This is a genomic window from Anabaena sp. CA = ATCC 33047 (assembly GCF_963870205.1).
GTDB lineage: Bacteria > Cyanobacteriota > Cyanobacteriia > Cyanobacteriales > Nostocaceae > Trichormus.
The window spans coordinates 552200-578591 of the sequence record NZ_CAWMSA010000044.1; the positions used below are offsets into that span (position 1 = coordinate 552200).

Here is a 26392-nt window from a genome sequence, read left to right on the forward strand (position 1 = left end):
CCCAACATTAACACTACGAGAAGCCACAGTATTTTTTTGACCTCTCCCCCCACCCCTCTCCGACACGGAGAGGGGAGTAAGAACAGACGTAGAGACATTTCATGAAATATCTCTACATATTCCCCCCTTCCCTACTAAGGGGGGTAGGGGGGTTAGGTCTTGACTTTGATATTCATCAAAATATTTTTAAAATATCCTCTGAGATAGATACATAAAAATCTCAATTACTATATTCGCTTCATTGCTGGCAAACAATTTGAAAAATGGAATAACCCAACTATATAAACACTAATTTCAGCGTGTATTTTTATGTAGTGCCATCAACTTAATTGAGTAATTGAGTCTCAAAAAATCTGCAATTAAGTTTACAGATATTGTAAATGACCCATCTAGTTACTCCCAGCTATTGTAGTAATCAAGCAAGCAGTTGAGGAGCCAACAAGAGGCAAACAACTACTAGCTATAACGACTCAAAACTATCCTATTAATGGAGTAAATGATCATGCAAGTTATCGAAAAAAATATTTTCACTCAAATCTCTGCTGAACAATCTGCTAATGTTAACGGTGGTGGCAATAGTGCTGGAATGAATCTTTTACTTGCCGGTGCTCTTGCTTCAGTTTTAGACGCATTTGACCTGGATGAAACAAACGAAGGACAAATTACCATCATCGGTGTCCTTGCCGGCATATTTGGCTAATAATAGCATGAGATAGTTAAACTGTCTCCTTCTTCAGTTTCATCATCTTGATAAAATTGGTGTTAGACCCCAGTAAATATCTGATAGTTAATAAGGAAAATCACAGCCTTTTACTAACGATAAAGAACAGTGTATAGCACCAAATTACTAAATCTCTTCCTCTGATAATTTGAGGAAATTAATGCGCTCACCGTCTCATATAAGCTTGGCAATTACCACTTAATATGAACGAATTGAGCGCATTTAAATTAATCTTTTATGAACCTACAACAAGCTAAGTACGAATTTACATACTGTATGAAAATTCTAATTTTCAAGATTATGAAATAAAAAAGTATCCAAATGGAGTAACAAACTATGCAGGCGATAGCAAAAAATAACCTGTTTACTGAAATATCTGCTGAAGATGCTGCTGAAGTTTATGGTGGAGGACTCAGAGGACTACTGATAGCTTCTGCATATTTCAATGTAATTCAAGCTTTGACTGGTAATCCAGCCGGTGATCTAGAACGCAATATAGGCTTACTTTTATTAATGGGTGCGCTGTCAGTACCAGGTTCTTTATTCAGTATTATTGAGTAGTTTTAATTCTACTAAAAAAGTAAATTTGATTTGACGATAGCAGCATAAAATTTATGAAAAATAACAGTTTGTTTACAGAAATATCTGATCAAGAAGCTGCTAATGCTAGTGGTGGTGGGCTGATGACTGCTGCATCTTATATTGCAGTTGCAAACGCTTTTAACATTCCTCCTGATATATTACAAACTACAGCAGTTCTGTTTTTAATCAATGCTCTACCGGTTCCTGGGTTCTTAAGCGATAGTTTTGTCCCTTCCTTGGGAAGAGAACTTACACCATTTCGGTCTCATCGCACCAGTAGCGGCTCATCACTTTTCTTAACACAATTATTATACAATGTAGAACCTTGGTTATAGATTTAATATACCAAGAAAATTATCAATGGAGGACGTATGAATATGATTAAAATATTACCTTTTTTTACAGAAGTTACTGCTGAAGAATCTGCCCATATTGGCGGAGGATTTGTTAATGAAAGTCCACAACCAATTTTACCTTTTCTGCAAGAGAAAGAAAACAATTATTCCCGAATTATTCGGCCTATTTTTGGTGACAATGCTATCTTAGCTAGTATATTCACTTCTAGGAACTCTGTTTCGGTATTCTAAATTTAGAGAACATTGAGTTTTTATACACATAAGTTAGTCTTAACTTGTGTGTTTTTTTATTGATATGTATGACTGCTATATAGGTTTTATTTCTTATTTAGGAAATTGAAAACACATAAATAATTAATGAATAATAGATGTTCTTAACTTAAGCTATAAATTAAGTTCTTAGGAATATTTATTTAAAGCATGTAAACAAATACAAGTTTATTAAATTATGAAATATGCTCACGTTTTACAACATAGTGAAGAAGATTGTGGGGCTGCTTGTCTAGCAGCAATAGCTAAACATTATGGACGTAATTTTACAATCAGCCGCATTCGTGAAGCTGTCGGTACAGGACAATTTGGTACAACTTTATTAGGACTTAAAAGAGGCGCGGAAACGCTGGGTTTTAAGGCTAGCACTGTTAAAACTTCTCCAGAGATTTTAAACCAAATTGACAAAGCACCTCTACCAGCAATTATTCACTGGCAAGGTAATCATTGGGTAGTTTTATATGGTAAGAAAGGTAAAAAATGTGTAATCTCTGATCCGGCTGTAGGGATTCGTTATCTGTCGCCAAAGGATTTAGTTGAAGGGTGGAATGATTGGTTAATGTTGTTATTAGAGCCAAATCCAGAATTGTTTTTTCAAGGAGAAGATGATAAGATTGCTGGTTTTTGGCGTTTCTTTAGGCGGATATGGAATTTTCGCAGTATTTTAGCCCAGGCTTTACCCCTAAACCTACTATTAGGTGTCTTATCTTTAGCGTCTCCTTTTCTGATACAAATTCTTACCGATGATGTTTTAGTTAGGGGTGATATGAAGCTACTAACTACTATGGCGATCGCTGTGGTAGTAATGAATATTATTTCTAGTAGTTTATCATGGGTACAGTCTAACTTAATCGCTCACTTTGCCCAACGCTTACAATTAGGACTTGTTTTAGATTTCTGCCGCCAAATTCTCCGCTTACCTCTCTCTTATTACGAAGCACGCCGCAGTGGAGAAATTGTTAGTCGTCTCCGAGATATTAACCAAATTAATCAGTTAGTTTCTCAAGTTGTTATCAGCCTACCTAGCAAAACTTTTATAGCTGTAATTTCTTTGGCTATAATGACTTTTTATAGCTGGAAATTAACTGCTGTAGCTTTGGTTCTATCTGCCTTTATGACCATATCTACAATAGTATTTCAACCAACTTTACAGCAAAAAACCCGCGAGCTTTTAGTGAAAGATGCGGAAGCTCAAGGCGTTTTAGTAGAAACTTTTAAAGGCGCACTCACACTTAAAACTACCTCCTCCGGCTCACAATTTTTAGATGAACTGCAAAGCCGCTTTAGTCATCTAGCAAACTTGACATTACGTACAATACAAATAGGAGTTATTAATGGGACATTTTCTAATTTTATCTCTGGCGTAGGTACGATTTTATTACTTTGGTATGGTGGTAATTTAGTAATTAATCCGGCGGAAAAGTTGAGTATTGGGCAATTACTCGCCTTTAACTCAATGAATGCTAATTTTATCGCTTTAATTGCTACTCTCATTAGTTTTGTTGATGAATTTACTACTGCTAAAACTGCTGTGCAACGCCTGACGGAAGTTATAGACACTACACCAGAAAATGAAGGCGATAGTAAAAAGCCTTTCGCCAAATTAGCGGGAGATGCTGATATTGTTTTTACAGGTGTTAACTTCCACTATGCTGGCAGAGTTGATTTATTAGATAACTTTACTGTCACAATTCCTGGGGGTAAAGTTACGGCGTTGATTGGTAAATCTGGCTGTGGTAAAAGCACTCTAGCTAAACTAATTACTGGTTTATATCCTCTGCAATCAGGTAACATTCGGATTGGTTTATATAATCTAGATGATTTATCTTTAGAATGTTTACGTCAGCAGGTTGTATTAGTTCCTCAAGATGCTCATTTTTGGAGTCGTTCCATTGTCGAAAACTTTCGTTTAGGCAGTCCTTTCGTTACCTTTGAACAAATTGTTACAGCTTGCCAAATTACTGGGGCTGATGAGTTTATTAGTAAAATGCCTGAGAAATATCAAACTATTTTAGGTGAATTTGGGGCTAACATCTCCGGTGGGCAACGTCAACGTTTAGCTATAGCTAGAGCGATAATTACAGAACCACCTGTTTTGATTTTAGATGAGTCAACTGGTGGACTTGATCCAGTTAGTGAAACCCAGGTTTTAGATAAATTATTGCAACATCGTCAAGGCAAAACCACAATTTTAATTAGTCATCGTCCAAAAGTAATTAATCGGGCTGATTGGGTTGTTTTGCTAGAGCAAGGTAAGTTACAAATGCAAGGTTCTTTAGATGAATTGCGGGCGAAGACAGGCGAACATATAGATTTTTTATTGCCTTAATAAATGTGGGTAGCGGTGGGAAGAAGAAAAGTTATGTCTTTGACGATTCTCAATCAGTGTCTATGAAGTTGCATCAAATAAATAATGTAGAGACGTTGCATGCAACGTCTCTACAGTACAGAATAAAGTGCATCTATGGCTACGCCACGCAAGCTACATGAAGAAACGGTATTAGGTGGGGGGAATTCATTTTAAATAATTTGTCGAAAATATTGATAATTAGGTGGTGAAATATGCTGTACGTTCAAAATCAAAAAATTCTGCCAGCAGACGCAAACGAGGAGTTTTTACCCCCTATTAGTCCTTGGACTTCTTTATTAGGAATATTGCTGATGGCGACTGTTGGCAGTGCGATCGCTCTCTCTTGGTGGATAAAATATGATGTTGTAGTCAAGGCTGCTGCTACTGTTCGCCCTGTTGGTGATGTGCGGTTAGTGCAACCAGAAATGGCAGGTACTGTTGAAAGTGTCTTAGTCACAGAAAATCAAGTGGTGAAACGGGGTGATCCTATCGCCCAGTTGGATACAGATGAATTACAAATTAAACAAAGTCTACTACAAGGCAATATCCAACAGGGTAAATTACAACTGATTCAAATGGATGCCCAAATCAGCACTTTAGATACTCAAATTCTCGCCGAAACTAGATTAATTGAACGTACAATAGCATCAGCACAAGCAGATTTAAGTAGAAATCAACGAGATTACCAAGAAAGAAAAATTACTACTGAAAGTGAATACCTAGCGGCTGAAGCTAACGTACAAAAAGCGTTAGCCAACTTGCAAAAAGCCCAAGCTGATTTAGAGTTTGCGAAAGCTGATCGCGATCGCTATCAACAATTAGCAGAAATTGGTGCGATTGGTAGACGAGAATACGAACAAAAGAAACTGGTTGTCGAACAAGCTAAATCATTCCTAGCTGGGGAAAAACAAGCGGTAGAAATTGCCCAAGCCCAATTACAATCAGCCCAAGCTGCGATTAATCCTAGCATGGCAACAGTGGCGATCGCCACTGAACGCATCGCCCAAGAACGGGCTAAAGGTGAGGCTAGCATCGCCACGCTAAACAAAGAAAAACAAATTCTTCAGCAGCGCAAAGTCGAAATGCAATCCCAACTCAACCAATATCAAAAAGAACTACAACAAGTAGACAAGCAATTACAAAGTAGTGTGATTCGCGCCACTAGCGACGGTGTGATTCTCAAGTTAAATTTACGCAATCCAGGCCAAGTTGTACGCGCTAGCGAACCCATTGCAGAGATTGTACCCCAAAACACACCTTTAGTAGTTAAAGCCATGATCCCCACCGCAGACATTAAAAAAGTTGCCATTGGGCAGAAAGTGCAATTGCGAGTAGCTGCTTGTCCCTACCCTGATTATGGAACACTCCAGGCTGTGGTGAGTGCCATTTCTCCAGATGCGATCGCACCCCAACGCCATGATACCAATACAACTACAGCAAGTGCTATGACTCCCACTGGTAGTTATTTTGAAGCGACAATTAAACCCGAAAATTCCACATTTGGTCATGGTAACAAATCTTGTCAGATTCTATCAGGGATGAATGCCGATGCCAACATTATTTCTCAACAAGAAACAGCATTGCAATTCATCTTGAGAAAAGCAAGATTAATTACAGACTTATAAGTAGGAAATCAGGACTGGGTAAAAGATTCTTCCTTGTCTTCCTTATCTTCCTTGCCTCCCTTGCCTCTTCTAACCCTAAGCCGCAAATTATACTTTCAAATGTCTACGCCATGACTCTTGTGCGATTTTTGCCAGCTTATCATAGAATTCAACAAGCATTACAATGGTGGTATTCTAGACAATCCATGAAGCTTTTTCTGGAAGCTGAGAAAATTCGTGATGATTTATTACAAGAAGCCTTCAGCATTCGACGCAATTTAGATTTAATGGTAGTAGATAATTTGAATTTATCACGCGACCAAACTCAGGATTACCTTAAACAGATTGATCAATTCCATTGCTCTTTAGTACAATTGAGCAACCGCTTGTTTCCAGAATCCCTTCAAGATAACTTTCCCTTGGCGATTGAGTGCTTATTAGAACCTTGGTTAGTGGCGAATCCGCATCTACATTTTCATCTTGATTTGCCTGTAAATTGGCGACATGAGTCAGCAGCACATAGTTTAATAGTCTTATCAGCTTTAGATGAATTACTGACAATTTCTTTGCCGCATATTCTCATGCGAATCACAATTTATATTAGCTTAAAGCAACAGAAAAATTTCGGACAATTAAACATCCAGATTCATTATCCTGATGTTACTACATTTATCTGCCATCCCAGTTTACCAGAATTAGATTATCTTTGCGAAAGCTTTCAAATCTTAACTTCAGGTAGATGTTTTTATCGTATTAATAATCGCCAGGTAATTTTGTATTTTTGTTGGTAAATATTGTCCTAAAAACTTGGGAATCTCAACTAAGATAGCTGTTGCTCAACCAATTTATAGGTAAAATAATCTCATTAAGTTAAAATATTGCTCTTTAACGATGTAAACAGTTGATAGTTGTGTAATAAATTGACTGAGTGTTAATTATGAAACAAACATTATCTGAACAGACAATCTTGAAAATTTTAGTAATTGATGACCATGAATCAGTTTTAAGTGGAACATTAAACGTTCTCAAAAAACAGTATGCTGACGCTGAGTTTATTACTGCTGTCAATGCTCATGATGCACTTGAGCAAATTAATATTTCACAACCCGATCTGGTGGTTATGGATTTGTCTATACCCAATAATACCAATGTGACAGCGCGACCAGATACGGGTATTCAACTTTTAAGAAATATCATGAAAAATTATCCCCACTTAAACATCGTTGTGCAGACTGCTCATGTCAGAACATTAGTCAGAATTAAACCAGATATTGATAATCATCAAGGAGGTTTGACAGTTGCTGACAAAAGTCTTTCTACTCAGGAAATGTTGACTAGAGTAGATTGGGCTTTACAAGGCTTAACCCATACAAAAGATATCAAAGGCATTCATGCAGGATTAGAAATTAAACCCGAATGGTTGAAAGTGTTAAATTTAGCGTTTGATGAAGGCTTACAAGACAAAACAATTGCCGAAAGAATGTGTATATCAGAAAGAATGGTACGCCATTATTGGAGTAAGCTGCAAGATGCTTTAGATATATATCCTGAAGAGGGTAAAAATATTCGCATTCAAACCGAAATGCGGGCAAGGCTAGAAGGCTTAATTGATTAGTTAAGGAATTTCTAAGTAAAAAACTTGCCCTGTTCCCTAATCCTTCCTGTTCCTTCCTGTTCCTTCCTGTTCCTCCCTGTTCCCTAAATAATTCTGAATTCATCTCATTCACTACCTACCACTAAAGACTGGGGAATTCGCTTATGCCTCCTGGACTTTGGACAAAAATTAAAGCAGAAATTACTATTTGGCGAGTAGGTGTTTTACCTGGATTTGCCGTTATTGGGCTGGTAGTATTTGCTCGTTCCATTGGTTTAATGCAGTCTTTGGAGTGGTTAGCTTTTGATAATTTTCTGCGTTTACGTCCAGAAGAACCTATTGATGAAAGAATTGTCATAGTAGGAATTAATGAAGATGATATCCGCAATCGTGGTCATGATGCAATACATTCTTCTGTCTCTGATCGTGATTTAGCCGCTTTGTTATTACAATTACAAAAATATCAACCTAGAGTCATAGGTGTTGATATTTATCGAGATTTACCAGTCAATCCCGGTCATAATGAATTAGTCAAAGTTCTACAAAATCATCCTCATATAATTGCCATAGAAAAGGTATTACCAGAAAGAATTACTCCGCCGCCAAATTTTCCGCCAGAACGCATTGGTTTTGCTGACCAAATTACAGATATTGACGGTAAATTAAGAAGGAGTTTGTTAGGTACACCAACATCTGATGGTTATAAATTATCTTTGTCGGTGAGATTAGCAGCCGCTTATTTAGCCCGTCACAATATACAGTTAGAAAATGGGATACGCGATCGCGCCGCTATGAGGTTTGGTAAAACCGAACTACCGAGGTTTTTACCCAACTCTGGCGGATATATCCGCACAGATGCGGGTGGGGTGCAGGTATTGCTAAATTTTCGCAGTGGTCGAGAAAGATTCAGAATGGTATCTTGGAGCGATATCAAAAATGGTAAAATCAAAGGCGAGTGGTTACGCGATCGCATCGTGATTATTGGCATCACCGCACCTAGCCGTAAAGACTTTATCACCACTGCTGCCACTCAATCGATTAAACCCGCTAAAGGGCGAGTATATGGCGTAGAAATTCAAGCCCACGCCGTTAGTCAAATTATTAGCGCAGTGCTTGATGGTAGACCCCTATTAAACACCTGGAATGAACAATGGGAATATACATGGATTTTTGTCTGGGGTTTTTTAGGAATTGCGATTGCTAGATTGACTAAATACCCGTTAACGAATCTGATAATAGTTGCGGTTGTTAGTTGTGGTTTAGTCATTATTAGTTATTTATTCATACTGTGGGGTTGGTGGGTGCCAGTCATCCCAGCAATTTTAGTTTTGCTGTTAAATGGGATGGAACTCACAGCTTTATATCAATATGACTACGCTTTAAAATCAGGGAAGAAAGCCCGCCAAGCTGTCATAGAAAGTACATTTGAAACAATTCATAATGGCCCGTTGCAAAGTCTAGCCAAAGTTTTAAAAATGTTGCGTGGTCACAACACATCAACACCGGAATTATTACCACAAATAGAAAAAGAATTAGAGCAATTAAACTACGAATTAAGAGGAATTTACGAATTTTTACAAAAAGAATCACCAGCCGAAGATACAAGTTTGTATTTGGGCAACAATTTGGTGTTAAATTTACAAGACCCTTTGCATGATATTCTTTATCAAGTTTATACCTATACATTAGAGCGTGAATTACCCTGCTTTAAAACTATTCGAGTCAAAATTCGTAACTTTGCACCGATAGATGAACGCTGTTTAAGTATTGAACAAAAGCGCAGCATTTGTAGATTTTTAGAAGAAGCTTTGTGTAACGTGGGTAAACACGCGACAGGTGCAACTCGTCTGCAAGTAACTTGTTCTTTATCTGATGGTTGGTACAGCTTAAGCATTAAAGATAATGGCTTAGGTGAGAGTGAGCATCAAGCAGGACGAGGTACACAACAATTAGTGAATATAGCCCAACAATTGCAAGGAAAATTTAGGCGATCGCCCCTATTTCCTCATGGTACTATTTGTGAATTATCCTGGCCAGTCACCAAATTATGGTTAAGGTAACACTAGCAAAAAATTATAGTTTGTAATCAGGAATAAAGTCCTGATTTTTTCAGGTTCTCAAATAGCGGACTAAAGTCCTCACTACTAACTGTTTGGTTCTCAAATAGAGGACTAAAGTCCTCACTACTAACTGTTTGTAGTCAGGACTTTAGCCCTGATTTTTTCAGGTTCTCAAATAGCGGACTAAAGTCCTCACTACGAACTGATAAAAATTAGCATGATTTACAGCAATTATAGATGGATTTTTCCCCAAGAAAATAAATATAAATTGTAATAAAATATTAGAGTAGGAAAAACCATGACTCAAAACCAATGGCTCTTGCACCAACTTGTGATCAGCTGTGTTTTGAGTACCACCGTGATCATATCTCAAGTTGCATTAGCCGGATACGAGCCACCCGATGACCAAAAACCCCCCAAAGAATCTTCAGACTCATCAGGTGTGAGGGTGATGGATGGGTGATGCTTTCAGGAAGAGGAACTAGAGACGCGATTAATCACGTTTTTACAAGAAATTGGGAGAAGGGTCTGGTCGGCGATAAGATAAAACAGAGCTGAAAATTTAGCAAAACAAAGGCTAGAAAACTCTGTGCAGATCACATTTTTAGGGACAAGTTCGGGTGTACCCACGCGATCGCGTAATGTTTCCAGTGTCGCCCTCAGATTACCCCAAAGGGCTGAACTGTGGTTGTTTGACTGCGGTGAAGGCACTCAGCATCAACTGTTGCGGAGTGAACTCAAAATGAGTCAACTATCCCGAATTTTTATCACTCATCTACACGGCGACCACATTTTTGGCTTAATGGGGCTTTTAGCTAGTTGTGGTTTGGCTGGTAATGTAGAAAAAGTAGATATCTATGGCCCTCCGGGATTAAATGATTATATTCATGCAGCCTCACGTTACTCCCATACACATTTTTCCTATCCTATTAAAGTTCATACCGTGCGACCGGGGGTAATTTACGAGGATAAGGAATTTACCGTCAGCTGTGGTTTACTGCATCACCGCATTACAGCTTTTGGTTATCGCGTCGCAGAAAAAGACCGCGCCGGACGCTTTGATGTGGAAAAAGCCCAAGCTTTACAAATTCCTTCCGGCCCGATTTACGGTCAACTTAAGCGCGGTGAAACTGTCACCCTCGCTGATGGGCGAGTTATCAATGGTCAAGAATTATGCGGCCCTACAGAAATCGGGCGTAAAATTGCTTATTGTACAGACACCATTTATTGTGAGGGTGCTGTGGAATTAGCGCAAGATGTGGACATACTCATTCACGAAGCTACTTTTGCTCATCAAGATGCAGACATGGCTTTTCAACGGTTGCACTCGACAACTACAATGGCAGCACAAACAGCTTTAGCGGCAGCAGCGCATAAGTTAATTATGACTCATTTTAGCCCGCGTTATGCTCCTGGTAATACTGTGGATTTAAAAGATTTACTCAAAGAAGCCCGTGCAATCTTTCCTCGTACAGAAATGGCTTATGATTTCATGACTTATGATGTACCAAGACGACGAGAAAATAATTAATTATTGTTCTCAGACTAATTTTGCATTTTGAATTTTGAATTTTGAATTGTTAAACTGTGCAAGGTTTTATTAATTTAAACAAGCCCTTTGGCTGGACTTCTCATGATTGCGTTGCTAAGGTGCGGAAACTGTTACGCCTCAAACGTATAGGACACGCCGGGACTTTAGATCCTGCGGCTACAGGTGTGTTACCAATTGCTGTGGGAAAAGCTACCAGATTGTTACAGTATCTTCCCGGAGAGAAAGCCTATAAAGCAACTATCCGGCTAGGGGTGCGAACTACAACGGATGATTTACAAGGTGAAATTATTACTTCCCAACCTAGCCCAGAATTGAACTTAGCAGAGGTGAAAACTGCATTAAGTCAATTTTTAGGCAAGATTGAACAAATACCACCAATTTACAGCGCGATTCAAGTCGAAGGGAAACGCCTGTATGATTTGGCGCGTCAGGGGGAAACGGTGGAAGTTCCCGCCAGAACAGTCGAAATTTTCAGTATAGAAGTTTTAGATTGGCGCAGGGGGGAGTTTCCAGAATTAGATGTAGCGATCGCCTGTGGCAGTGGTACATATATTAGAGCGATCGCTCGTGATTTAGGTACTGTTCTCAATACTTGTGGCACTCTCGCTGCTTTAACTCGCACTCAAAGCAGTGGCTTTAACTTAACCGCTAGTCTCACCCTCAGCGAGTTAGAAACACAACTACAAGCTGGCACATTTCAACCCACACCCCCCGATGTCGCCTTACAACATTTACCATCAGTGAATTTACCAGACATATCAGCCCAAAAATGGTGTCAAGGACAACGTATAACTCTCACCCCCGAAATAGCTGGAAAAGTGCGAGTTTACCAAGCCGAAACCCGTTTCTTAGGAATAGGCGAATTACAAGACGGTGTATTAATTCCCCAGATGGTTTTTGAGCCGATTTCCTAAGAGAACTAAGGCATTTGCAGATTCACTAATTAATGACGGATGTTCACTTAACTGATAACTAGACTTGAGATAACCAGCATCTAACTGTATTGGGGGAAGATGATATTTTTGTAACACTCCCTGAATGCGTTCAAATGCTTCTGGGAGTTTGTTGAAAGGAATTCCCGGAAAAGCATGATGCACCCCATGATAGTTTAATCCACCCATCAGCCAGCCCAGCAAGCCGCTAGTATTGAGATTGCGCCCAGTATAAAGCTGTGTTAATTGATGATTGCTAAACTTACCCCAAAGTCCGTAGTGTTCTAAATGATCGCGTGTTTGCATAATCATTCCCGCTACCCGTTCCAAAATTAACCAAAATAAGAGATAGCGGAGTAATTCACCATGCAGAATTACAACAGTCAACAGCACAGCTTGTATAATTAATATCGCTGCAACATCCAGAAATATTTGGCGACGCATCCGCGAGACTAACTGCTGCAAGCGTACAGCCATCACAAAAGTTTTAATAATCAACCCAATTCCACCGAGGAGGAAAATATCACAACTCCACTGATGACGCACATACCATTTTAAAATCGGGTGTGCTTGTTGGTATTCTTGCCCAGTCCATTGTACTCTTTCGGGATCGCGAAAATCAATACCATTCCAGCCATGATGTAAGCTGTGTAGTTCGGCATAAAGACTATAAGGCCACAACATCGGCCAGCTAATCAAGCGCGGGATGACAGTATCAAACCACACCCAGCCTGTGAAAGTATGATGAGTCATATCATGGGTGCAAACTAGCCAAAAAGCATAAAACATTCCTGCTAATATGGTTGCAACCACAAATACAATATTGTTGTGTACCGACCAAGCTAACGTTACCAGACTGAGAAATATTAAACCCAAGATACTAAAGCGCAGTAGTCCCGCGCCAGGATTAACTTGCTGTAAATCGGCGGTGACTTGTTGTAATTCCCTAGACAGTTGATTTAAAGTTGGAGTGCGATCGCCCATAATCTACTATTGAAATACACCACACACCCTAACCATCGCACAATCATCAAAAAATTTCCCTTTCTGCAACCACTACAAAACCCAGTTTGTGATGCCAAAAGTTTCCAAACCCATCCACCCAATGAAGACTATATAACATCCCAAAAGAAGTATACATTCTTTCTTGCTCAGTACCAAATTTGTACGTAGCATTGTAAACAGAATAATCGTGGCTAAAGTCAGAACTCCCATGAGTGGTGCTGTGACAGCAAAATTAACGGTTGATGCACCTGCAATCAGCACACCGACGGGAATCGCCACAAGTAAGTCAAAAATATTACTACCCAAAACATTAGCCAAGCTAACGTCACCCTGTCCTTTCCTTGCGGCTCTGATACTTACAAAGGCATCTGGTAAGCTAGTACCCGCAGCAATGATAGTCAAACCCCACAGAAAATTAGGCGTATTTAAGACATTACCTAACCCAATGGCTGAACGCACCAATCCCTCTACAGCAGCTACAATCAAAGCCAGACTGAACAATAAGCGTAGCCACTCTTTTCCCACTTGTATGTCTGGAGATAACTGTTCATGTTTCTGATTGTGCTGTTGTTCTACGGTGTCTTGCTGCTGTAAAAATAGGTAAACTCCATAAAGAGCGATTGGCATCAAAGCAATTGGGCGATTTAGTGTACCTTGCCATCTGGTGTTAGCTACGGGATTGTAAATCAGTGAAAAAGCAAACGCCAATAACAGTACAGTCACGCTAGTAATGTAGAACTGAGCATCTTTGTAAACCAAAACCCGATCAAAAGTCAGGCGTTTCCCCATCAAACCCGAAAGTCCAGGGATGACTAAAATATTAAAGATAGCTGAACCGACGATACTTGATACACCCAAATCAAACTCACCATGAATGAGTGTAGCCACAACAGTAGTAGAAAGTTCCGGGAAACTTGAGCCAACAGCTTCAATTACAGCCCCTTGAACAATCGGCGGTAGCTGATAATATGTAGCTAATTTATCAGCAGCAGATTCGAGAATCAAGCTACCTTTCCAAACCACAGCCGTAGATACCACAATCAAACCAATATAAAAAAGTAGTTGAGTTCCATTCATGAATATAGGAAGAATTGAACCTTACAATGGCGGGTTTTTAGAAGTTTTACCGGAGGTTGAAGAAAGCGACTATTGGCAGATTGCAGCCATACACATCAATGGTCAAGCCTTTTTTCCTACGCCTCGGCTTTATCGTTCAGAAAAGGTAGCTTTAGCACAAGCAGCGCAAATCTACGATTGGATAGTTGACGGGTTTACTACTGTTCTGCGTTGCATCTCACGTTATGGCATCAACCCAAAGCGACTTAATTCTCTCTAATCTGAGACTGTACCATCTGGGAGGGTGGCATTACGAAAATTAGCTCCTTCTAGATTGGCATTATACAAGTTAGCTGATGTGAGGTCAGCACGATCCAAATCAGCTTTATGCAGATTAGCTCCTTGCAAGTTAGCTTGTTGTAAATGGGCGGCGGTGAGATAAGCTGTACTTAAATCAGCATTACTGAGATTTGCTTGTTCTAGGTGAGCTTTATTTAAATTGGCTTGACTCAAATTTGCACCACTCAGGTTCACTTGATGGAGGATGGCTTCACCGAGATTTGCTCTACTTAAATCAACCTGAGAAAAATCACGCTCGCCAGCAGCATATCGTCTGAGAAATTCATCTACATTCATCACATCTACCTCTTAGGAATTGAGACTTTATTTCACTGCTAGTGAAATAATCATAAGCAGTACAACCATTGCTTGACATCCCTCACACGATTGAGGATGAGAGCCTAGAGGCATTTTTGCAGAGGTAATATGACACAATTTAGAGATATGAATTTTTCTCAAGGGGAATCTAGCGAAACATCCCAAAACGAGCAAACACTGCGGAAACGCTTGATTATTGAGATGGGGATGGGAGTAGATCAGCATGGACAAGAACCGACAGTAGCAGCAGCTAGAGCAGTACGAAATGCGATCGCTCACAATGCTTTACCTGGAGTTTGGGAAGTCGCTCTTTTAAGTGATCCCAATGAGATGATTGTAGAAGTTCAGGTAGCTGTACCCTATCCCGAACAAGTTAGAGAAGAAGAAGTTTTAGCTGTTTTACCTTTCGGGCGCAAAAGCTTAACTGTAGAATCTGGGGGGATGGTAGTACAAGGACGGGCTATACCTTCCCTGAATGATAAAAATGATGAGATGCTAGTGGCGATCGCAGCTGTTACAGTCCTGATCGAAACCCATAAATAAACATTCGACGGTAGAATTATCAACCGTATTCAAACAGTGCATCTTTTGCCAACCATCAACAAAACTCAATCATGTCAAACGATACCATTGAAAAGGTGATTGCTGCTTACTATACCAACATTGCAGCTATGAATCCAGAAGGATGGCTAGATAATTTTGCCGTAGATGCTGTCAGTCATGATCCAGTGGGAGAACCACCCGCAAAAGTTCATGAAGGATATCGCCAATTTATTGGACAGTTGCAAGCAGTATTTGAGAAATTAGAAGCCACAACTGAGCATATATTTATTGCCAGTAATGAAGCAGCCGTTAAATGGACAATGACAGGCATCAGCAAGAGTGGTAAATCAGTACAATTTGAGGGAATTACCATTTTTGAGATGAACGCCGACGGTAAAATTCAAACAACCCGCGCTTATTGGAGTCCCGCGCAAATGATTGCACAGTTACGTTCTTAGCACAGTCTATTTTTGCGGTTGATTTACATTAATCAGCCTTTGATGAATTGCAAATATCACCAAAGGCTTTTTTGTTGCTCATAATTCTTGTTCTTCTTCGTAGAACCAAATTTCTGCTAACAGGCTTAAACCCACCAGCCAAATAAAACCAATTACTGTTAACCAAAACATTGTCATCATTGCTATCACCTCTAAATTTCAGTTTTTGTCTCAACACCTTGAGCAAAAAACTTAAAATTATTTGTATTTGTGCGTGAAATCTAATCAAACCAACAAGTTAATTAATTTCACTCAAGACTTGAGGGATGGAGTTAGTCATCTTTCATGATTATTACTTACCAACTTGCCAAGAATTCACATTTTTAATAAAAATCAACTTTCCAGCAATCTCAGCAAATGTAAGGACTAAAGTCCTTACTACAAACAATATTTGTCTTGTCTTCACTTCCGTTCAGCACTACAGCCACTCTGCGCTAAACTAAAAATAATGATGTAAATTCTATCCTTGACTATCATTATTTTCTCTTGGTGTAAGAATCTCTGGCAGTAAGTTCAACAGACAAACATCTTGGATTACTGTAGTAAAAATGTCTCAAGAGCATGACGCATCGCTGCAAATGCAACAGCTAGCTGTTCTTAAACCAACACACTTTGCTGATTTAATCCGCGCCGCACAATTGATTTTTGATCCGGCTGGGGGTGTTTCAGGAAGATACATCCAAGTTGATTGGGAAACATTCGGTATTCCTGATCATGTACTCGACAACCTGAAAGCATTGGGTTATAAATATCGCTATGCCTCACCGGATATCCCTGGTGATATTATTTGGCAACAATTGACTCCAGAAACTCGGCTATGGTTTGTCAACAATCGTGATGAATTATGGAAGTTTGAAGAGATTTTTCCGGCTTTAGACGAAGATTAATACCGTTTCTCGTGATTTATGGATGTAGAGACGTTATATATAATGTTTCTACATCATTTATTTAGCGCAGTCTCACATAAAATTGGTATAAGAACCTATAAACGTTTATTAATTGATGTTATCGTGGAATTTTATAGTGGTTTTGTATGTGTTTTTTAATACAGACTTATACTATAAACTGAGAAGTGACGAGTTTTAGGCGATCGCGTAAATTTAAGTGCATAGTTAAATTAATTGATCAAACACCTTTCAATGAATCAAAGTGTAAGTCTTTCTCCCATTCCAAAAGCACCCACCAATGAAAATAATCTTACATCACAAAAGAGTAAAATTGTCAAGCAAATCATAATTCTTGGTTTAGAAATGCTGCTGGCTTTACCTCTGGGTTTAGCGTTAACGCAATTAAACATCGGCGGGATTGTGTGGATATTTGGCGGTATCGCCTCTGGTACAACAGTTTTGCAATGCTGTCGGGTTTTTTATAAATTTAGTCCTCAACCCAACCGCATAGCCAGAAAATTCGGGATGGTGTTGGTGGGTATGGCTGTGGGTGTTTCCAATAGCAATAGTGATTTAACTAGCCTAGCGGTAGGAATTCCTATATTTATATTGCTGACTATATTCTTACTTTTGTGTGGTAGTGTTATCGGTTACATTTACTCTCGGTTGAGCAAGACCAACATTTTAACAGCGATGCTGGCTACAGTTCCCGGTGGTGTGGGAGTCATGTCATCAATTGCCGCCGATTATAATCGTAATGTTACCTTAGTCGCTTTAGTGCAAGCGATACGTGTTACCTCTGTAGTTTTGCTGATTCCCTTGATTGCGAGAACAGCAGTTGGTAATTACTGGAATACCTCAACCCCATCAGTGGTTAATGCTGGGATAAATTTTGAGCCTGTACAACTACAATTACTTGGGGTAGCCTTGCTGATTAGTAGCGTGATCGTTTATTTATCCCTAAAGTTGAAAATTCCGGCGGGTGATTTTTTTGCAGCTTTATTGATGGGACTGGCGTTTAATGCCATTTTAGATTGGTTGCCTGTGTTTAGTGGTGTTCACTTCAATCCACCACCAGCGATGAATATAGTCGGTCAAATGCTGCTAGGTATTACCATTGGTGAATATTGGGGAGAAAAACCAAATTTTGGCAAAAGGACGGTAGTTTATGCGTTGATGTCTGTAGTTATGACCTTGATTGCTGGTGCGATCGCTACTATTTTAGCCATGCAATTAACCTCATGGGACTGGTTAACTTGTTTGTTAGTCACAGCACCAGGAGGTGCAGCAGAAATGATTTTGGTTTCTCTAGCATTAGATCATAATGTAGAAATAGTCACCACAGGGCATTTAGTCCGACTCATCGCTATTAACAGTTCTTTACCCCTATGGTTATTTCTCTTTCGCCGTCTAGACGCACAAATGTCAAAACCTGCTTAAAAATTTATCAGGGAATAAATTCCTTAATTTTGAATTTTGAATTTTGAATTTTGAATTGTTTCAGGATGCTGTAGATGGTAGCCCAAATTCAAGAATTAGCAGCCCAGCATTGGGTAAAAACTCGTTCTTCCCTTGACTCCAGCCAATCAACATTTCTCACCTGGACAGGTAAAATTTACGCCTTTACTCCCGGTGAAAAACGAAAACTACTGTTTAAAATGGTGGGAGTAAGTGTCAGTAGGTGCATTCCCACCGATGCAGATAGTTGGGATTTTACCTCTAGGGAACTTACCTACTATTTAGACCCAGAAAACAACGAGATTTTAAGAAAATGGGAAAACCCCTGGACAGGTGAAATAGTACCAGTCATGCACGTTGCAAATAATCCGGTACAGGGTCATTTTAAAGGTAAATTCCCGGCACAGGTAGAGGGAGAAACGACAACCTTTGTCTTTGATATTTTCCCAACATACCCCAACCCTTTGGCAACAGATCCACAACTAGCCGAATACAGTCCTTATCAAACTTATCAAGCAGCAGAATTATTTAAACTCACAGTTCCAACCGCAGATTTATTTAATTCAGAACTAACTTCGGTGTCGCAACTGAGACTCAGTTGGGATAGAATTGGTCAATGGTTGCCGTGGATGAAAATGAGCGATCGCCCTGGTCATCTAATATATAGTGCATCGGGTAGTAAAGTTCATGGCTTAACAGAATTACCCCCACTACTCCAAGATGAAATTAATCACCGTGTACCTTTGTATAAGCAAGCTCCAAAAGCTTTTATTGACGGCGAAGATATGACATCTTGGTTATACTTCCAAAAACACTTTCAAGCCTACCTAGCTGGTGAAACCTTCCCCCTACCCGCACCAGAAGAAACTTGATATTATTAGCTCTTAGTCTCAAACTTCCGCATATTTCTACTCACAGGGTCAAACCCTCTAGAAAAGCGGGTAGTTTCATCGTAACAAGCTCCGGTTAAATCTGCTCCATACAACTTAGCAAAGTTCAGTTTAGCTCCTCGGAGATTTGCTTCATTGAGCTTAACTCCACACAAATTTGTTCTAGTCAAATTGGCATTAGCTAGATTAGTTCTGCTTAAGTCTGCTCCCCACAGTTTAGCTTGAGCTAAGTTAGCATCACTCAAATCTGCACCCCATAAATTGATACCAGGGAGATAGGCTTTAATCAGTCTGGCTTTAATTAAGTTCGCTGCTGGGAAATATCTTTCACCAGCAGCATAACGGCGTTTTATGTCCTCAGCATCCATGAGTTGTATTGACTTTTTTCAGTAATAAAGAAGTGATCTGTTCCCATTCCTGGTAGAGTTCCCCGGTAAACTCTGGCTGATTACTGCGTGTGTACCAGTAACGAGCGTTATTTAAATCGCCTTCTTTGCGGTGGAGGTAGGCGTGAACCCATGCACTGTCAGCATCGTTAGCAGTTTGTACAATGTCATGCGCTTGGTTCCAATCACCTTTTTTGTCATGCCACAAAGCCTGTAGGGCTTTCGGTAGTGTTTGAGGACATGGGCGTTGTTTTTCGATTAATCGCTGGAATTCTTCTGTATTCATGACGCGACTCAACAACTATCAAACCTCTATTTCTAAGATACTCTGTTGCTGGCTGGTGTGGTGGGTGTATTCTCAAGGTTTTATTTTTTTTAACGCGGAGGGGAGGCAGCGCGTTCGGTCGCCAGACTTGTAGCGACTGCCGTCGCGCGGAGGGGTTTGATGAGAGGTATGGGGTTTTCTAGTCTAGCGTCTTTGCTAAACTAGGATTAGTAACGAAAGCAGTATATTATCATCTGATGACACTTAATAATTTATCCTTTCCTCAACACTACACAGTTGATATTGAAGCCGAAGGACGTTTAACTTTACCCAAAGAAATACAACAAAAACTGAATTTAGAATCAGGCGATCGCTTGATTTTAACACTTCAAGATAATGGTAAACTTCAGTTAGTCAGCCTCAAACAACAAGTTAAAAAATTACGAGGCTTGTTAAAAGATAAGTCACCCGATATAAATTTAGTTAATGAACTTATTCAAGAACGTCGGCTTGAAGCTTTAAATGAGTAAATTTGTTTTAGATGCTTCTGCTTTTTTAGCTTATTTGAGAGATGAGCAAGGTGCAGATATTGTTGAAACCGCCTTGATTAATGGGTGCTATATCAGTATTATTAATTGGGTAGAGATACTATCAAAAATTGTTGATTTAGGAGAAAATCCTGAAGAAATTATTCAACAATTAAGAAATGAAGGACTATTAGAAAATAGCCTAGAAAATATTGATTGTAATCAAGAAGATGCTATCACCATAGCTCAATTGCGACCTGTTACCAAAAGAGCAGGTTTGTCATTAGGCGATCGCACTTGTCTGGCTTTAGGTAAACGCTTAAATCTACCTGTATTAACAGCAGATAAAATATGGAGCAGTTTATCTGTCGGAGTTGCTATCACTGTGATTCGTTGATCAAATTAAGTTTGGTGATCAATTTAATTGATAGACAAAGATAAATCTGGTGTCAATCTCTGCAAAACTTGTTTTAATACCATCGCTGTCCAATCTACATCAGCTTGGGTGGTATCGCGTCCCAAGGTGAGGCGAATTCCTCCTAATGCTGCTGTTTCGGGATAACCCATCGCTAACAGTACCGGACTGGGGCTAAGTTTACCACTGTGACAAGCTGAACCTGCACTTATACCAATCCCAGCTAGGTTGAGTTGGCGAACTAAGGTTTTACCACTGAGTTTTTTGCCGTCGGCGTATTCTAAACAAAAACTGACGTGGTGGGGTAAGCGATGTTGTAAATCACCTGTGGGAATTAAACCGGGGACATCTGCTAATAATGAAAATAAGCGATCGCGTAACTGAATTAATCTCGGTGTTTCTTGTGCTAATTCTTGCGCTGCTAATTCGGCGGCGACTCCAAAACCTGCGATCGCTGGTAATGCTTGTGTACCAGAACGTAAACCTTTTTCTTGTCCACCACCACCCAATAACGGTATTAACTCTACTCCCGGACGCACATATAAAGCCCCCGCACCTTGAGGCCCATATAATTTATGACTAGATAAACTCAGTAAATCTACAGGTATTTGCTGTACATCTATAGGTAAACGTCCTACAGCTTGCACTGCATCGGTATGAAATAAAGCCCCATGTTGTCGGGTTATCTCGCCTAATTCGGCGATGGGTTGCACTGTGCCTATTTCACTTTGTCCGTAAATAATCGACACTAAAACAGTGTGATGTCGAAGTGCTGCTTGTAAATCTTGGGGGTTGACTCTACCTTTGCTATCTACCCCTAAGCGGGTAACTTCCCATCCCCAATTTTCCAGTAGCTTGGCTGGTTCAGCAATGGCGGAATGTTCCACACTGGAAATAATTATATGTTGCGGTACGGCGTACAGTCGCGCAATACCCATGATTACCAAGTTATTTGACTCTGTACCGCCAGAAGTAAAAATCATCGCTTCTGGAGTTGCAGCATTAATCAAACCAGCTACTTGCAGTCTCGCCTGTTCTACAATAGTAGCAGCCCGTTGTCCCCACTCATGCAAACTAGAAGGATTTCCCCATTGTTGGGTGAGTGATGCTTGCATAGCTGCGATCGCCTCTGGACGAGTGGGAGTAGTTGCGCTGTAATCTAGATATATTTGCATATCATTAAATCGAATCAAAATACAATAACAACGGACTGCTTATATTTTCAGCATAGATACATCAATTGATGAATCATGAAAAAGAATGAATAATACTGCTGATATCGCTATTCATTTAGTTAATCTTGTCTAGGTGATTTGGGGAATTATAAATTTATTTAGTCCCAATTTACTTTTAGCAGATTATCGTGCAGATTTTTCACACACTCAAGAACTTTTGGGTATGTTCTTTAGCATTGACAATTACTGCTTGTCAACAAGTCCAACCCCAAAATCAGCGTCTAGCACCTTTACCACAAGATCCATTTATCCAAGTTTATTTTAATCATTCCCAGTCTGCCGAATATCAAGAACCCTATCGTCAGCAAACTCGACTAGGGGATAACTTAGAACAACAGATAATTGAGGCGATCGCTCAAGCTCAATCTACCATAGATGTGGCAGTACAAGAATTGCGTTTACCTAAAATTGCCCAAGCCTTACAAGATAAACAAAATCAGGGCATCAAAGTTAGGGTAATCTTGGAAAATAACTATACCCGTCCTTGGAGTAGTTTAACTCCTGAACAAGTCAAGAAATTACCCCCCAGAGAACAAGAACGATATCAAGAATATTTTAAATTTATCGATCAAAATCAAGATAATCAACTCAGCCCAGAGGAAAATAATCAAAGGGATGCTTTGATTATTTTGCAAAATGCCAAAATTCCTTACATAGATGATCAAGCAGATGGTTCAGCAGGTAGTAACCTGATGCACCACAAATTTATAATAGTTGATAATCGCATTGTGGTTATTACTTCCGCCAATTTCACCCTGAGTGATGTACATGGGGATTTTACTAATCTCAAAAGTTTAGGAAATGCCAACAACTTATTAAAAATTGATAGTCCCGAACTAGCCCAATTATTCACAGAAGAATTTAACCTAATGTGGGGAGATGGTTCAGGTGGAAAATTAGATAGTAAATTTGGTTTGCAAAAACCTATCCGTTCGCCCCAAACAATTACATTAGGCGACAACAAAATTACTATTCATTTCTCGCCCACTTCCCCCACCCAACCCTGGACTAATACAAGTAACGGTTTAATAGGCGAAGTCTTAAATTCATCTACTCAATCCATTGATATGGCATTATTTGTATTTTCAGAACAACGCCTAGCAAATATTCTGGAAAAACGTCATCAAGAAAATGTATCAATTCGGGCTTTGATTGACAGACAATTTGCCTATCGTTCCTATAGCGAAGCCTTAGATATGATGGGTGTAGCTTTGAGTGAGAAATGTAAATATGAAGTAGATAACAAGCCTTGGAAAAATCCGCTTACCACAGTAGGCGTACCCACATTACCCAAAGGAGATTTATTACATCATAAATACTCAGTTGTAGATAATAGAACTGTAATTACAGGTTCACATAACTGGTCAGTTGCAGCTAATAACGCTAACGATGAAACATTAATAATTATTGAAAATCCGACCATCGCCCAACATTATGCACGGGAATTTGCACGACTTTACACTCAGGCTCAAGTCGGTATTCCAGAAAGAATACAAACCAAAATTCAAGCCGAAAAAAAACAATGTCCTCAAATCATCACACCCACTTCTACAGAAAATAAAACCACGCAAATCGTTAATATCAACACAGCCAGTTTAGAAGAATTAACCACCTTACCAGGAGTAGGTAAAAAGTTAGCCCAAAAGATAATCATCGCCCGACAACAAAGAAAATTTACTTCAATACAAGACTTAGAACAAATACCAGGAATAAGTAATAAAATGATAGCTAACTGGGAAAGTAGGATTGAGTTTTAAATTGTGTAATTTTTTAAAATTCATGGTGTAATTATACCAATTTTATATGAGGTTGCACATAATATAAACTCCATTAATTTATCCGCGTGTATCTGCGTGTATCTGCGTTCAATTATTCTCAACATATATTCTATGCAGCTTCATATTAATTTGGTATTAAAGAGTAGGTAATAGGGAATAAGCCTATTTAAGTAGACGCAGTTTCACCAAGATAAGCAGTTTTCTTTGCGCCTATTCTGCAAGCAGCACCTTTGCGTCTTTGCGCCTACTCTGCGAGAAGCCGCTTTGCGTCTTGGCGCGAACCTTTAAATAATCCTCTCATCCAAACGCAAGTATGAATACAACTCTACTGCTAGAAAGAGGAAAATTAAACTTTCATTTTTTAACATAAATCCAAGTAGAGAACATGAGAATAAATTTATGCCTTACAACAAAATAGATGAATTACCCCAAGATATCAAAGAACAATTACCAGAACACGCCCAGCAAATGTTTATGGCTGCATTCAACTCTGCCCAAAGGGATGGTATGAGTGAACAGGGGGCTTGTGATGTGGCCTGGAGTAGTGTAAGAAATGAATATGAACAAGGTAGCGATCGCCAATGGCACAGAAAACCAGAAGATACAGCAATACACCACAAAGCTGTAACATCTGGTGGTAATTAGATCAAAGCGGTTTGTCAAAGTCCATAACCCCGGTTTCTCTGAAAATTCGGGGTTGAAATTCCAGGATGATGCTGTCACAGACCGCAATAAATCATTAAACTGAAAGTGATTGGCTTTGCTGGGATGGACTATTGATCAAACCATGACTGAACAAAATATGAGAATTGTAATCCTTGGTGGCGGCTTTGGTGGCTTATACACAGCGTTGCGTTTAAGTCAACTACCTTGGGAATCTCAACAGAAACCAGAAATTGTTTTAGTAGACCAAAGCGATCGCTTCTTATTTTCCCCCCTACTCTACGAATTACTCACCGGAGAATTACAAACCTGGGAAATCGCCCCTCCCTTTGCAGAATTGTTACAAGGAACTGGTGTCCGTTTTTATCAAACAGTCGTCTCTGGTATCGACATCGACCAACAACGGGTACACCTGCAAGACGGCCCAGAAATCCCCTACGATCGCCTAGTCTTAGCATTAGGAGGAGAAACCCCCCTAGACTTAGTTCCCGGCGCAACATCCTATGCTTACACCTTCCGCACAATTACTGATGCCTATCGTTTAGAAGAACGTCTACGAGTCCTAGAAGAATCAACAACCGATAAAATTCGAGTCGCAATTGTAGGGGCTGGCTACAGTGGTGTAGAATTAGCCTGTAAGTTAGCCGACCGACTAGGAGACAAAGGACGCTTTCGCCTAATCGAAATTAGCGACCAAATTTTACGGACTTCCCCAGAATTTAACCGCGAAGCCGCCAAAAAAGCCTTAGAAGCGCGGGGTGTATTCCTCGATTTAGAAACCAAAGTTGAATCCATCGCCCAAGATACCATCTCCCTAGAATATAAAAATCAAGTCGATACGATTCCTGTAGATTTAGTCATCTGGACTGTAGGGACAAGAGTTGCACCAGTAGTCAAAAGCCTACCTTTAAAACAAAATCAACGCAATCAAATCACAACCACACCCACCCTACAAGTTCTGGATCATCCCGAAATCTTTGCTTTAGGAGACTTAGCCGACTGTCTAGACGCAGAAGGTCAACAAATTCCCGCCACTGCACAAGCCGCTTTTCAACAAGCCGACTACACAGCTTGGAATATCTGGGCTTCCTTAACTCATCGTCCCCTGTTACCTTTCCGCTATCAGCCACTAGGCGAAATGATGGCATTAGGCACAGATAACGCCACCTTAACAAGTTTAGGAATTAAGCTAGATGGTACTTTAGCCTATATTGGTCGTCGTCTGGCTTATCTGTATAGAATGCCAACTTTAGATCATCAACTCAAAGTTGGTTTTAACTGGTTAGTCCGTCCTATGATAGAAACAATTTCTTCCTTAGCAGATGGTAAATAACCACTGCAATATTCACTAGCCAAAATCCTAAATTTAACAGTCATCATCGTCAGCAGGTTGAATGGAAAGACCCAAAGTGATTTTTTTAGATGCTGTGGGTACACTATTTGGTGTCAAAGGCAGCGTCGGTAAAATTTATAGTCAGATAGCCTTAGAGTTTGGTGTAGAAGTTTCCGCAGAAATTTTAGATCAAACATTTACCCAAAGTTTTAAAGCCGCACCTCCACCGATATTTCCTGATGCGGAATTACATGATATTGCTCAATTAGAATTTGAATGGTGGCGCAGCATTGCTGTGAATACCTTTGAAAAAGCGGGCGTAATATCAAAATTTTCTGACTTTTCTAGCTTTTTTGGTGAGCTTTACATACATTTCGGCACGGCTGAACCGTGGTTTATCTATCCCGATGTTGTGCAATCTCTCAGCAATTGGCAACATTTAGGGATTGAATTAGGTGTAGTATCTAATTTCGATTCTCGAATTTACTCAGTTTTGCAAAGTTTAGGATTGAATGAATTTTTCAAAACCGTGACAATTTCCACCCAAGTAGGTGCAGCTAAACCAGATCAGAAAATTTTTGCTGAAGCTTTAGAAAAGCATGAGTGTTCCCCTGAGTCAGCTTGGCATATTGGTGATAGCATCGTAGAAGATTATCAAGGAGCTAAAGCCGCCGGACTCAGAGGTATTTGGATTAATAGGAATTAGTTATTAGTCATTAGTCATTAGTCATTAGTCATTAGTCATTAGTCATTAGTCATTAGTCATTAGTCATTAG

The 26392-nt window shown here is 39.6% G+C and carries 29 protein-coding genes and 1 pseudogene; 24 read left to right on the forward strand and 6 right to left on the reverse strand.

The annotated features are described in order from the left end of the window. The first annotated feature begins 502 nt into the window (after positions 1-502). The 12 genes from AACS98_RS14380 (at position 503) to truB (ending at position 12003) form a co-directional block, all read left to right on the forward strand. Positions 503-700 carry a hypothetical protein gene (locus AACS98_RS14380; protein ID WP_156481561.1) on the forward strand — a complete coding sequence of 66 codons (198 nt, stop codon included), beginning with the start codon at positions 503-505 and terminating at the stop codon, positions 698-700. A 357-nt stretch (positions 701-1057) separates the two neighbouring features. Further along, positions 1058-1282 carry a hypothetical protein gene (locus AACS98_RS14385; protein ID WP_066380912.1) on the forward strand — a complete coding sequence of 75 codons (225 nt, stop codon included), beginning with the start codon at positions 1058-1060 and terminating at the stop codon, positions 1280-1282. A gap of 53 nt (positions 1283-1335) precedes the next feature. Continuing rightward, on the forward strand, positions 1336-1638 hold the full coding sequence (locus tag AACS98_RS14390) for a hypothetical protein (RefSeq protein ID WP_066380913.1): 303 nt from the start codon (positions 1336-1338) through the stop codon (positions 1636-1638). A 42-nt stretch (positions 1639-1680) separates the two neighbouring features. Further along, on the forward strand, positions 1681-1890 hold the full coding sequence (locus AACS98_RS14395; protein ID WP_066380914.1) for a hypothetical protein: 210 nt from the start codon (positions 1681-1683) through the stop codon (positions 1888-1890). 217 nt (positions 1891-2107) lie between these two features. Continuing rightward, positions 2108-4258, forward strand: a complete 2151-nt coding sequence (locus tag AACS98_RS14400; RefSeq protein WP_066380915.1) for a peptidase domain-containing ABC transporter — start codon at positions 2108-2110, stop codon at positions 4256-4258. Positions 4259-4491: 233 nt separating this feature from the next. Beyond that, positions 4492-5904, forward strand: coding sequence for an HlyD family efflux transporter periplasmic adaptor subunit (locus tag AACS98_RS14405; protein ID WP_066380917.1), 1413 nt, complete (start codon positions 4492-4494; stop codon positions 5902-5904). Positions 5905-6014: 110 nt separating this feature from the next. Then, a complete protein-coding gene (locus AACS98_RS14410; protein ID WP_066380919.1) occupies positions 6015-6674 on the forward strand; it encodes a hypothetical protein in 660 nt (219 codons plus the stop codon). A 146-nt stretch (positions 6675-6820) separates the two neighbouring features. Then, positions 6821-7498: a response regulator gene (locus AACS98_RS14415; RefSeq protein ID WP_066380922.1), complete on the forward strand. Its 678-nt coding sequence runs from the start codon at positions 6821-6823 to the stop codon at positions 7496-7498. 143 nt (positions 7499-7641) lie between these two features. Further along, on the forward strand, positions 7642-9537 hold the full coding sequence (locus tag AACS98_RS14420) for a CHASE2 domain-containing protein (protein WP_066380924.1): 1896 nt from the start codon (positions 7642-7644) through the stop codon (positions 9535-9537). A 298-nt stretch (positions 9538-9835) separates the two neighbouring features. Further along, positions 9836-10000: a hypothetical protein gene (locus AACS98_RS14425; RefSeq protein WP_156481562.1), complete on the forward strand. Its 165-nt coding sequence runs from the start codon at positions 9836-9838 to the stop codon at positions 9998-10000. A 126-nt stretch (positions 10001-10126) separates the two neighbouring features. After that, positions 10127-11068, forward strand: a complete 942-nt coding sequence (locus tag AACS98_RS14430) for a ribonuclease Z (RefSeq protein WP_066380925.1) — start codon at positions 10127-10129, stop codon at positions 11066-11068. Between the two features lie 56 nt (positions 11069-11124). Further along, the gene (truB, locus tag AACS98_RS14435) at positions 11125-12003 is read left to right on the forward strand and encodes a tRNA pseudouridine(55) synthase TruB (RefSeq protein WP_066380927.1); all 879 of its coding nucleotides are present in this window, start codon (positions 11125-11127) and stop codon (positions 12001-12003) included. On the opposite strand, the gene AACS98_RS14440 is transcribed toward truB, so the two are convergent. Together AACS98_RS14440 and AACS98_RS14445 are read right to left on the reverse strand one after the other, a co-directional pair. Next, complete coding sequence (locus tag AACS98_RS14440; protein WP_066380929.1) at positions 11968-13005, reverse strand: fatty acid desaturase family protein; 1038 nt, start codon at positions 13003-13005, stop codon at positions 11968-11970. The two genes, truB and AACS98_RS14440, sit on opposite strands and share 36 nt — an antisense overlap. Before the next feature lie 72 nt (positions 13006-13077). After that, the gene (locus AACS98_RS14445) at positions 13078-14103 is read right to left on the reverse strand and encodes a sodium:calcium antiporter (RefSeq protein ID WP_066380931.1); all 1026 of its coding nucleotides are present in this window, start codon (positions 14101-14103) and stop codon (positions 13078-13080) included. On the opposite strand from AACS98_RS14445, the pseudogene AACS98_RS14450 reads away from it, so the two are divergent. Further along, a pseudogene (locus AACS98_RS14450) lies at positions 14102-14352 on the forward strand (hypothetical protein). The gene AACS98_RS14445 and the pseudogene AACS98_RS14450 overlap by 2 nt on opposite strands. Before the next feature lie 6 nt (positions 14353-14358). Here AACS98_RS14450 and AACS98_RS14455 read toward each other — a convergent pair. Further along, positions 14359-14718 carry a pentapeptide repeat-containing protein gene (locus tag AACS98_RS14455; RefSeq protein WP_066380932.1) on the reverse strand — a complete coding sequence of 120 codons (360 nt, stop codon included), beginning with the start codon at positions 14716-14718 and terminating at the stop codon, positions 14359-14361. 147 nt (positions 14719-14865) lie between these two features. On the opposite strand from AACS98_RS14455, the gene AACS98_RS14460 reads away from it, so the two are divergent. The 5 genes from AACS98_RS14460 to AACS98_RS14480 all read left to right on the forward strand — a co-directional run bounded on the left by AACS98_RS14460 (position 14866) and on the right by AACS98_RS14480 (position 18996). Then, a complete protein-coding gene (locus tag AACS98_RS14460) occupies positions 14866-15282 on the forward strand; it encodes a Lin0512 family protein (RefSeq protein WP_066381033.1) in 417 nt (138 codons plus the stop codon). 71 nt (positions 15283-15353) lie between these two features. Then, a complete protein-coding gene (locus AACS98_RS14465) occupies positions 15354-15740 on the forward strand; it encodes a nuclear transport factor 2 family protein (RefSeq protein ID WP_066380933.1) in 387 nt (128 codons plus the stop codon). A gap of 587 nt (positions 15741-16327) precedes the next feature. After that, positions 16328-16666 (forward strand): hypothetical protein, encoded by a 339-nt coding sequence (locus AACS98_RS14470; protein WP_066380934.1) that lies wholly within the window; start codon positions 16328-16330, stop codon positions 16664-16666. 252 nt (positions 16667-16918) lie between these two features. Continuing rightward, positions 16919-18106 carry an AbrB family transcriptional regulator gene (locus AACS98_RS14475; protein WP_066380935.1) on the forward strand — a complete coding sequence of 396 codons (1188 nt, stop codon included), beginning with the start codon at positions 16919-16921 and terminating at the stop codon, positions 18104-18106. 74 nt (positions 18107-18180) lie between these two features. Next, entirely contained in the window at positions 18181-18996 is an 816-nt protein-coding gene (locus AACS98_RS14480) for a DUF1838 domain-containing protein (protein WP_066380937.1), read from the forward strand. Positions 18997-19001: 5 nt separating this feature from the next. Here AACS98_RS14480 and AACS98_RS14485 read toward each other — a convergent pair whose 3' ends face one another. Continuing rightward, complete coding sequence (locus tag AACS98_RS14485) at positions 19002-19382, reverse strand: pentapeptide repeat-containing protein (RefSeq protein ID WP_066380939.1); 381 nt, start codon at positions 19380-19382, stop codon at positions 19002-19004. Next, positions 19372-19686 carry a hypothetical protein gene (locus AACS98_RS14490; RefSeq protein WP_066380941.1) on the reverse strand — a complete coding sequence of 105 codons (315 nt, stop codon included), beginning with the start codon at positions 19684-19686 and terminating at the stop codon, positions 19372-19374. The genes AACS98_RS14485 and AACS98_RS14490 overlap by 11 nt, the downstream gene beginning before the upstream one ends. Positions 19687-19922: 236 nt before the next feature. Here AACS98_RS14490 and AACS98_RS14495 point away from each other — a divergent pair, with 236 nt between their 5' ends. Next, positions 19923-20195 (forward strand): AbrB/MazE/SpoVT family DNA-binding domain-containing protein, encoded by a 273-nt coding sequence (locus tag AACS98_RS14495; RefSeq protein ID WP_066380943.1) that lies wholly within the window; start codon positions 19923-19925, stop codon positions 20193-20195. Next, positions 20188-20589: a PIN domain-containing protein gene (locus AACS98_RS14500; RefSeq protein ID WP_066380945.1), complete on the forward strand. Its 402-nt coding sequence runs from the start codon at positions 20188-20190 to the stop codon at positions 20587-20589. Before AACS98_RS14495 ends, AACS98_RS14500 begins: the two co-directional genes overlap by 8 nt. Positions 20590-20612: 23 nt before the next feature. Here AACS98_RS14500 and AACS98_RS14505 read toward each other — a convergent pair whose 3' ends face one another. Next, positions 20613-21782 (reverse strand): cysteine desulfurase family protein, encoded by a 1170-nt coding sequence (locus AACS98_RS14505; protein ID WP_066380947.1) that lies wholly within the window; start codon positions 21780-21782, stop codon positions 20613-20615. A gap of 188 nt (positions 21783-21970) precedes the next feature. Between AACS98_RS14505 and AACS98_RS14510 the strand changes: the two genes are divergently transcribed. The 4 genes from AACS98_RS14510 to AACS98_RS14525 all read left to right on the forward strand — a co-directional run bounded on the left by AACS98_RS14510 (position 21971) and on the right by AACS98_RS14525 (position 26322). Further along, positions 21971-23599, forward strand: a complete 1629-nt coding sequence (locus AACS98_RS14510) for a DUF655 domain-containing protein (protein ID WP_066380949.1) — start codon at positions 21971-21973, stop codon at positions 23597-23599. Between the two features lie 420 nt (positions 23600-24019). Next, positions 24020-24265, forward strand: coding sequence for a ChaB family protein (locus AACS98_RS14515; protein ID WP_066380951.1), 246 nt, complete (start codon positions 24020-24022; stop codon positions 24263-24265). A 142-nt stretch (positions 24266-24407) separates the two neighbouring features. After that, the gene (locus AACS98_RS14520) at positions 24408-25616 is read left to right on the forward strand and encodes an NAD(P)/FAD-dependent oxidoreductase (protein ID WP_066381035.1); all 1209 of its coding nucleotides are present in this window, start codon (positions 24408-24410) and stop codon (positions 25614-25616) included. A 61-nt stretch (positions 25617-25677) separates the two neighbouring features. After that, complete coding sequence (locus AACS98_RS14525) at positions 25678-26322, forward strand: HAD-IA family hydrolase (RefSeq protein WP_066380953.1); 645 nt, start codon at positions 25678-25680, stop codon at positions 26320-26322. Positions 26323-26392 lie beyond the last annotated feature (70 nt).

What these genes read in the sequence shown, in the direction of transcription:
- AACS98_RS14380 (WP_156481561.1), top strand. Translation starts at nt 503, where the DNA reads ATGCAAGTTATCGAAAAAAATATTTTCACTCAAATCTCTGCTGAACAA.
- AACS98_RS14385 (WP_066380912.1), top strand. Translation starts at nt 1,058, where the DNA reads ATGCAGGCGATAGCAAAAAATAACCTGTTTACTGAAATATCTGCTGAA.
- AACS98_RS14390 (WP_066380913.1), top strand. Translation starts at nt 1,336, where the DNA reads ATGAAAAATAACAGTTTGTTTACAGAAATATCTGATCAAGAAGCTGCT.
- AACS98_RS14395 (WP_066380914.1), top strand. Translation starts at nt 1,681, where the DNA reads ATGATTAAAATATTACCTTTTTTTACAGAAGTTACTGCTGAAGAATCT.
- AACS98_RS14400 (WP_066380915.1), top strand. Translation starts at nt 2,108, where the DNA reads ATGAAATATGCTCACGTTTTACAACATAGTGAAGAAGATTGTGGGGCT.
- AACS98_RS14405 (WP_066380917.1), top strand. Translation starts at nt 4,492, where the DNA reads ATGCTGTACGTTCAAAATCAAAAAATTCTGCCAGCAGACGCAAACGAG.
- AACS98_RS14410 (WP_066380919.1), top strand. Translation starts at nt 6,015, where the DNA reads ATGACTCTTGTGCGATTTTTGCCAGCTTATCATAGAATTCAACAAGCA.
- AACS98_RS14415 (WP_066380922.1), top strand. Translation starts at nt 6,821, where the DNA reads ATGAAACAAACATTATCTGAACAGACAATCTTGAAAATTTTAGTAATT.
- AACS98_RS14420 (WP_066380924.1), top strand. Translation starts at nt 7,642, where the DNA reads ATGCCTCCTGGACTTTGGACAAAAATTAAAGCAGAAATTACTATTTGG.
- AACS98_RS14425 (WP_156481562.1), top strand. Translation starts at nt 9,836, where the DNA reads ATGACTCAAAACCAATGGCTCTTGCACCAACTTGTGATCAGCTGTGTT.
- AACS98_RS14440 (WP_066380929.1), bottom strand. Translation starts at nt 13,005, where the DNA reads ATGGGCGATCGCACTCCAACTTTAAATCAACTGTCTAGGGAATTACAA.
- AACS98_RS14445 (WP_066380931.1), bottom strand. Translation starts at nt 14,103, where the DNA reads ATGAATGGAACTCAACTACTTTTTTATATTGGTTTGATTGTGGTATCT.
- AACS98_RS14455 (WP_066380932.1), bottom strand. Translation starts at nt 14,718, where the DNA reads ATGAATGTAGATGAATTTCTCAGACGATATGCTGCTGGCGAGCGTGAT.
- AACS98_RS14460 (WP_066381033.1), top strand. Translation starts at nt 14,866, where the DNA reads ATGAATTTTTCTCAAGGGGAATCTAGCGAAACATCCCAAAACGAGCAA.
- AACS98_RS14465 (WP_066380933.1), top strand. Translation starts at nt 15,354, where the DNA reads ATGTCAAACGATACCATTGAAAAGGTGATTGCTGCTTACTATACCAAC.
- AACS98_RS14470 (WP_066380934.1), top strand. Translation starts at nt 16,328, where the DNA reads ATGTCTCAAGAGCATGACGCATCGCTGCAAATGCAACAGCTAGCTGTT.
- AACS98_RS14475 (WP_066380935.1), top strand. Translation starts at nt 16,919, where the DNA reads ATGAATCAAAGTGTAAGTCTTTCTCCCATTCCAAAAGCACCCACCAAT.
- AACS98_RS14480 (WP_066380937.1), top strand. Translation starts at nt 18,181, where the DNA reads ATGGTAGCCCAAATTCAAGAATTAGCAGCCCAGCATTGGGTAAAAACT.
- AACS98_RS14485 (WP_066380939.1), bottom strand. Translation starts at nt 19,382, where the DNA reads ATGGATGCTGAGGACATAAAACGCCGTTATGCTGCTGGTGAAAGATAT.
- AACS98_RS14490 (WP_066380941.1), bottom strand. Translation starts at nt 19,686, where the DNA reads ATGAATACAGAAGAATTCCAGCGATTAATCGAAAAACAACGCCCATGT.
- AACS98_RS14495 (WP_066380943.1), top strand. Translation starts at nt 19,923, where the DNA reads ATGACACTTAATAATTTATCCTTTCCTCAACACTACACAGTTGATATT.
- AACS98_RS14500 (WP_066380945.1), top strand. Translation starts at nt 20,188, where the DNA reads ATGAGTAAATTTGTTTTAGATGCTTCTGCTTTTTTAGCTTATTTGAGA.
- AACS98_RS14505 (WP_066380947.1), bottom strand. Translation starts at nt 21,782, where the DNA reads ATGCAAATATATCTAGATTACAGCGCAACTACTCCCACTCGTCCAGAG.
- AACS98_RS14515 (WP_066380951.1), top strand. Translation starts at nt 24,020, where the DNA reads ATGCCTTACAACAAAATAGATGAATTACCCCAAGATATCAAAGAACAA.
- AACS98_RS14520 (WP_066381035.1), top strand. Translation starts at nt 24,408, where the DNA reads ATGACTGAACAAAATATGAGAATTGTAATCCTTGGTGGCGGCTTTGGT.
- AACS98_RS14525 (WP_066380953.1), top strand. Translation starts at nt 25,678, where the DNA reads ATGGAAAGACCCAAAGTGATTTTTTTAGATGCTGTGGGTACACTATTT.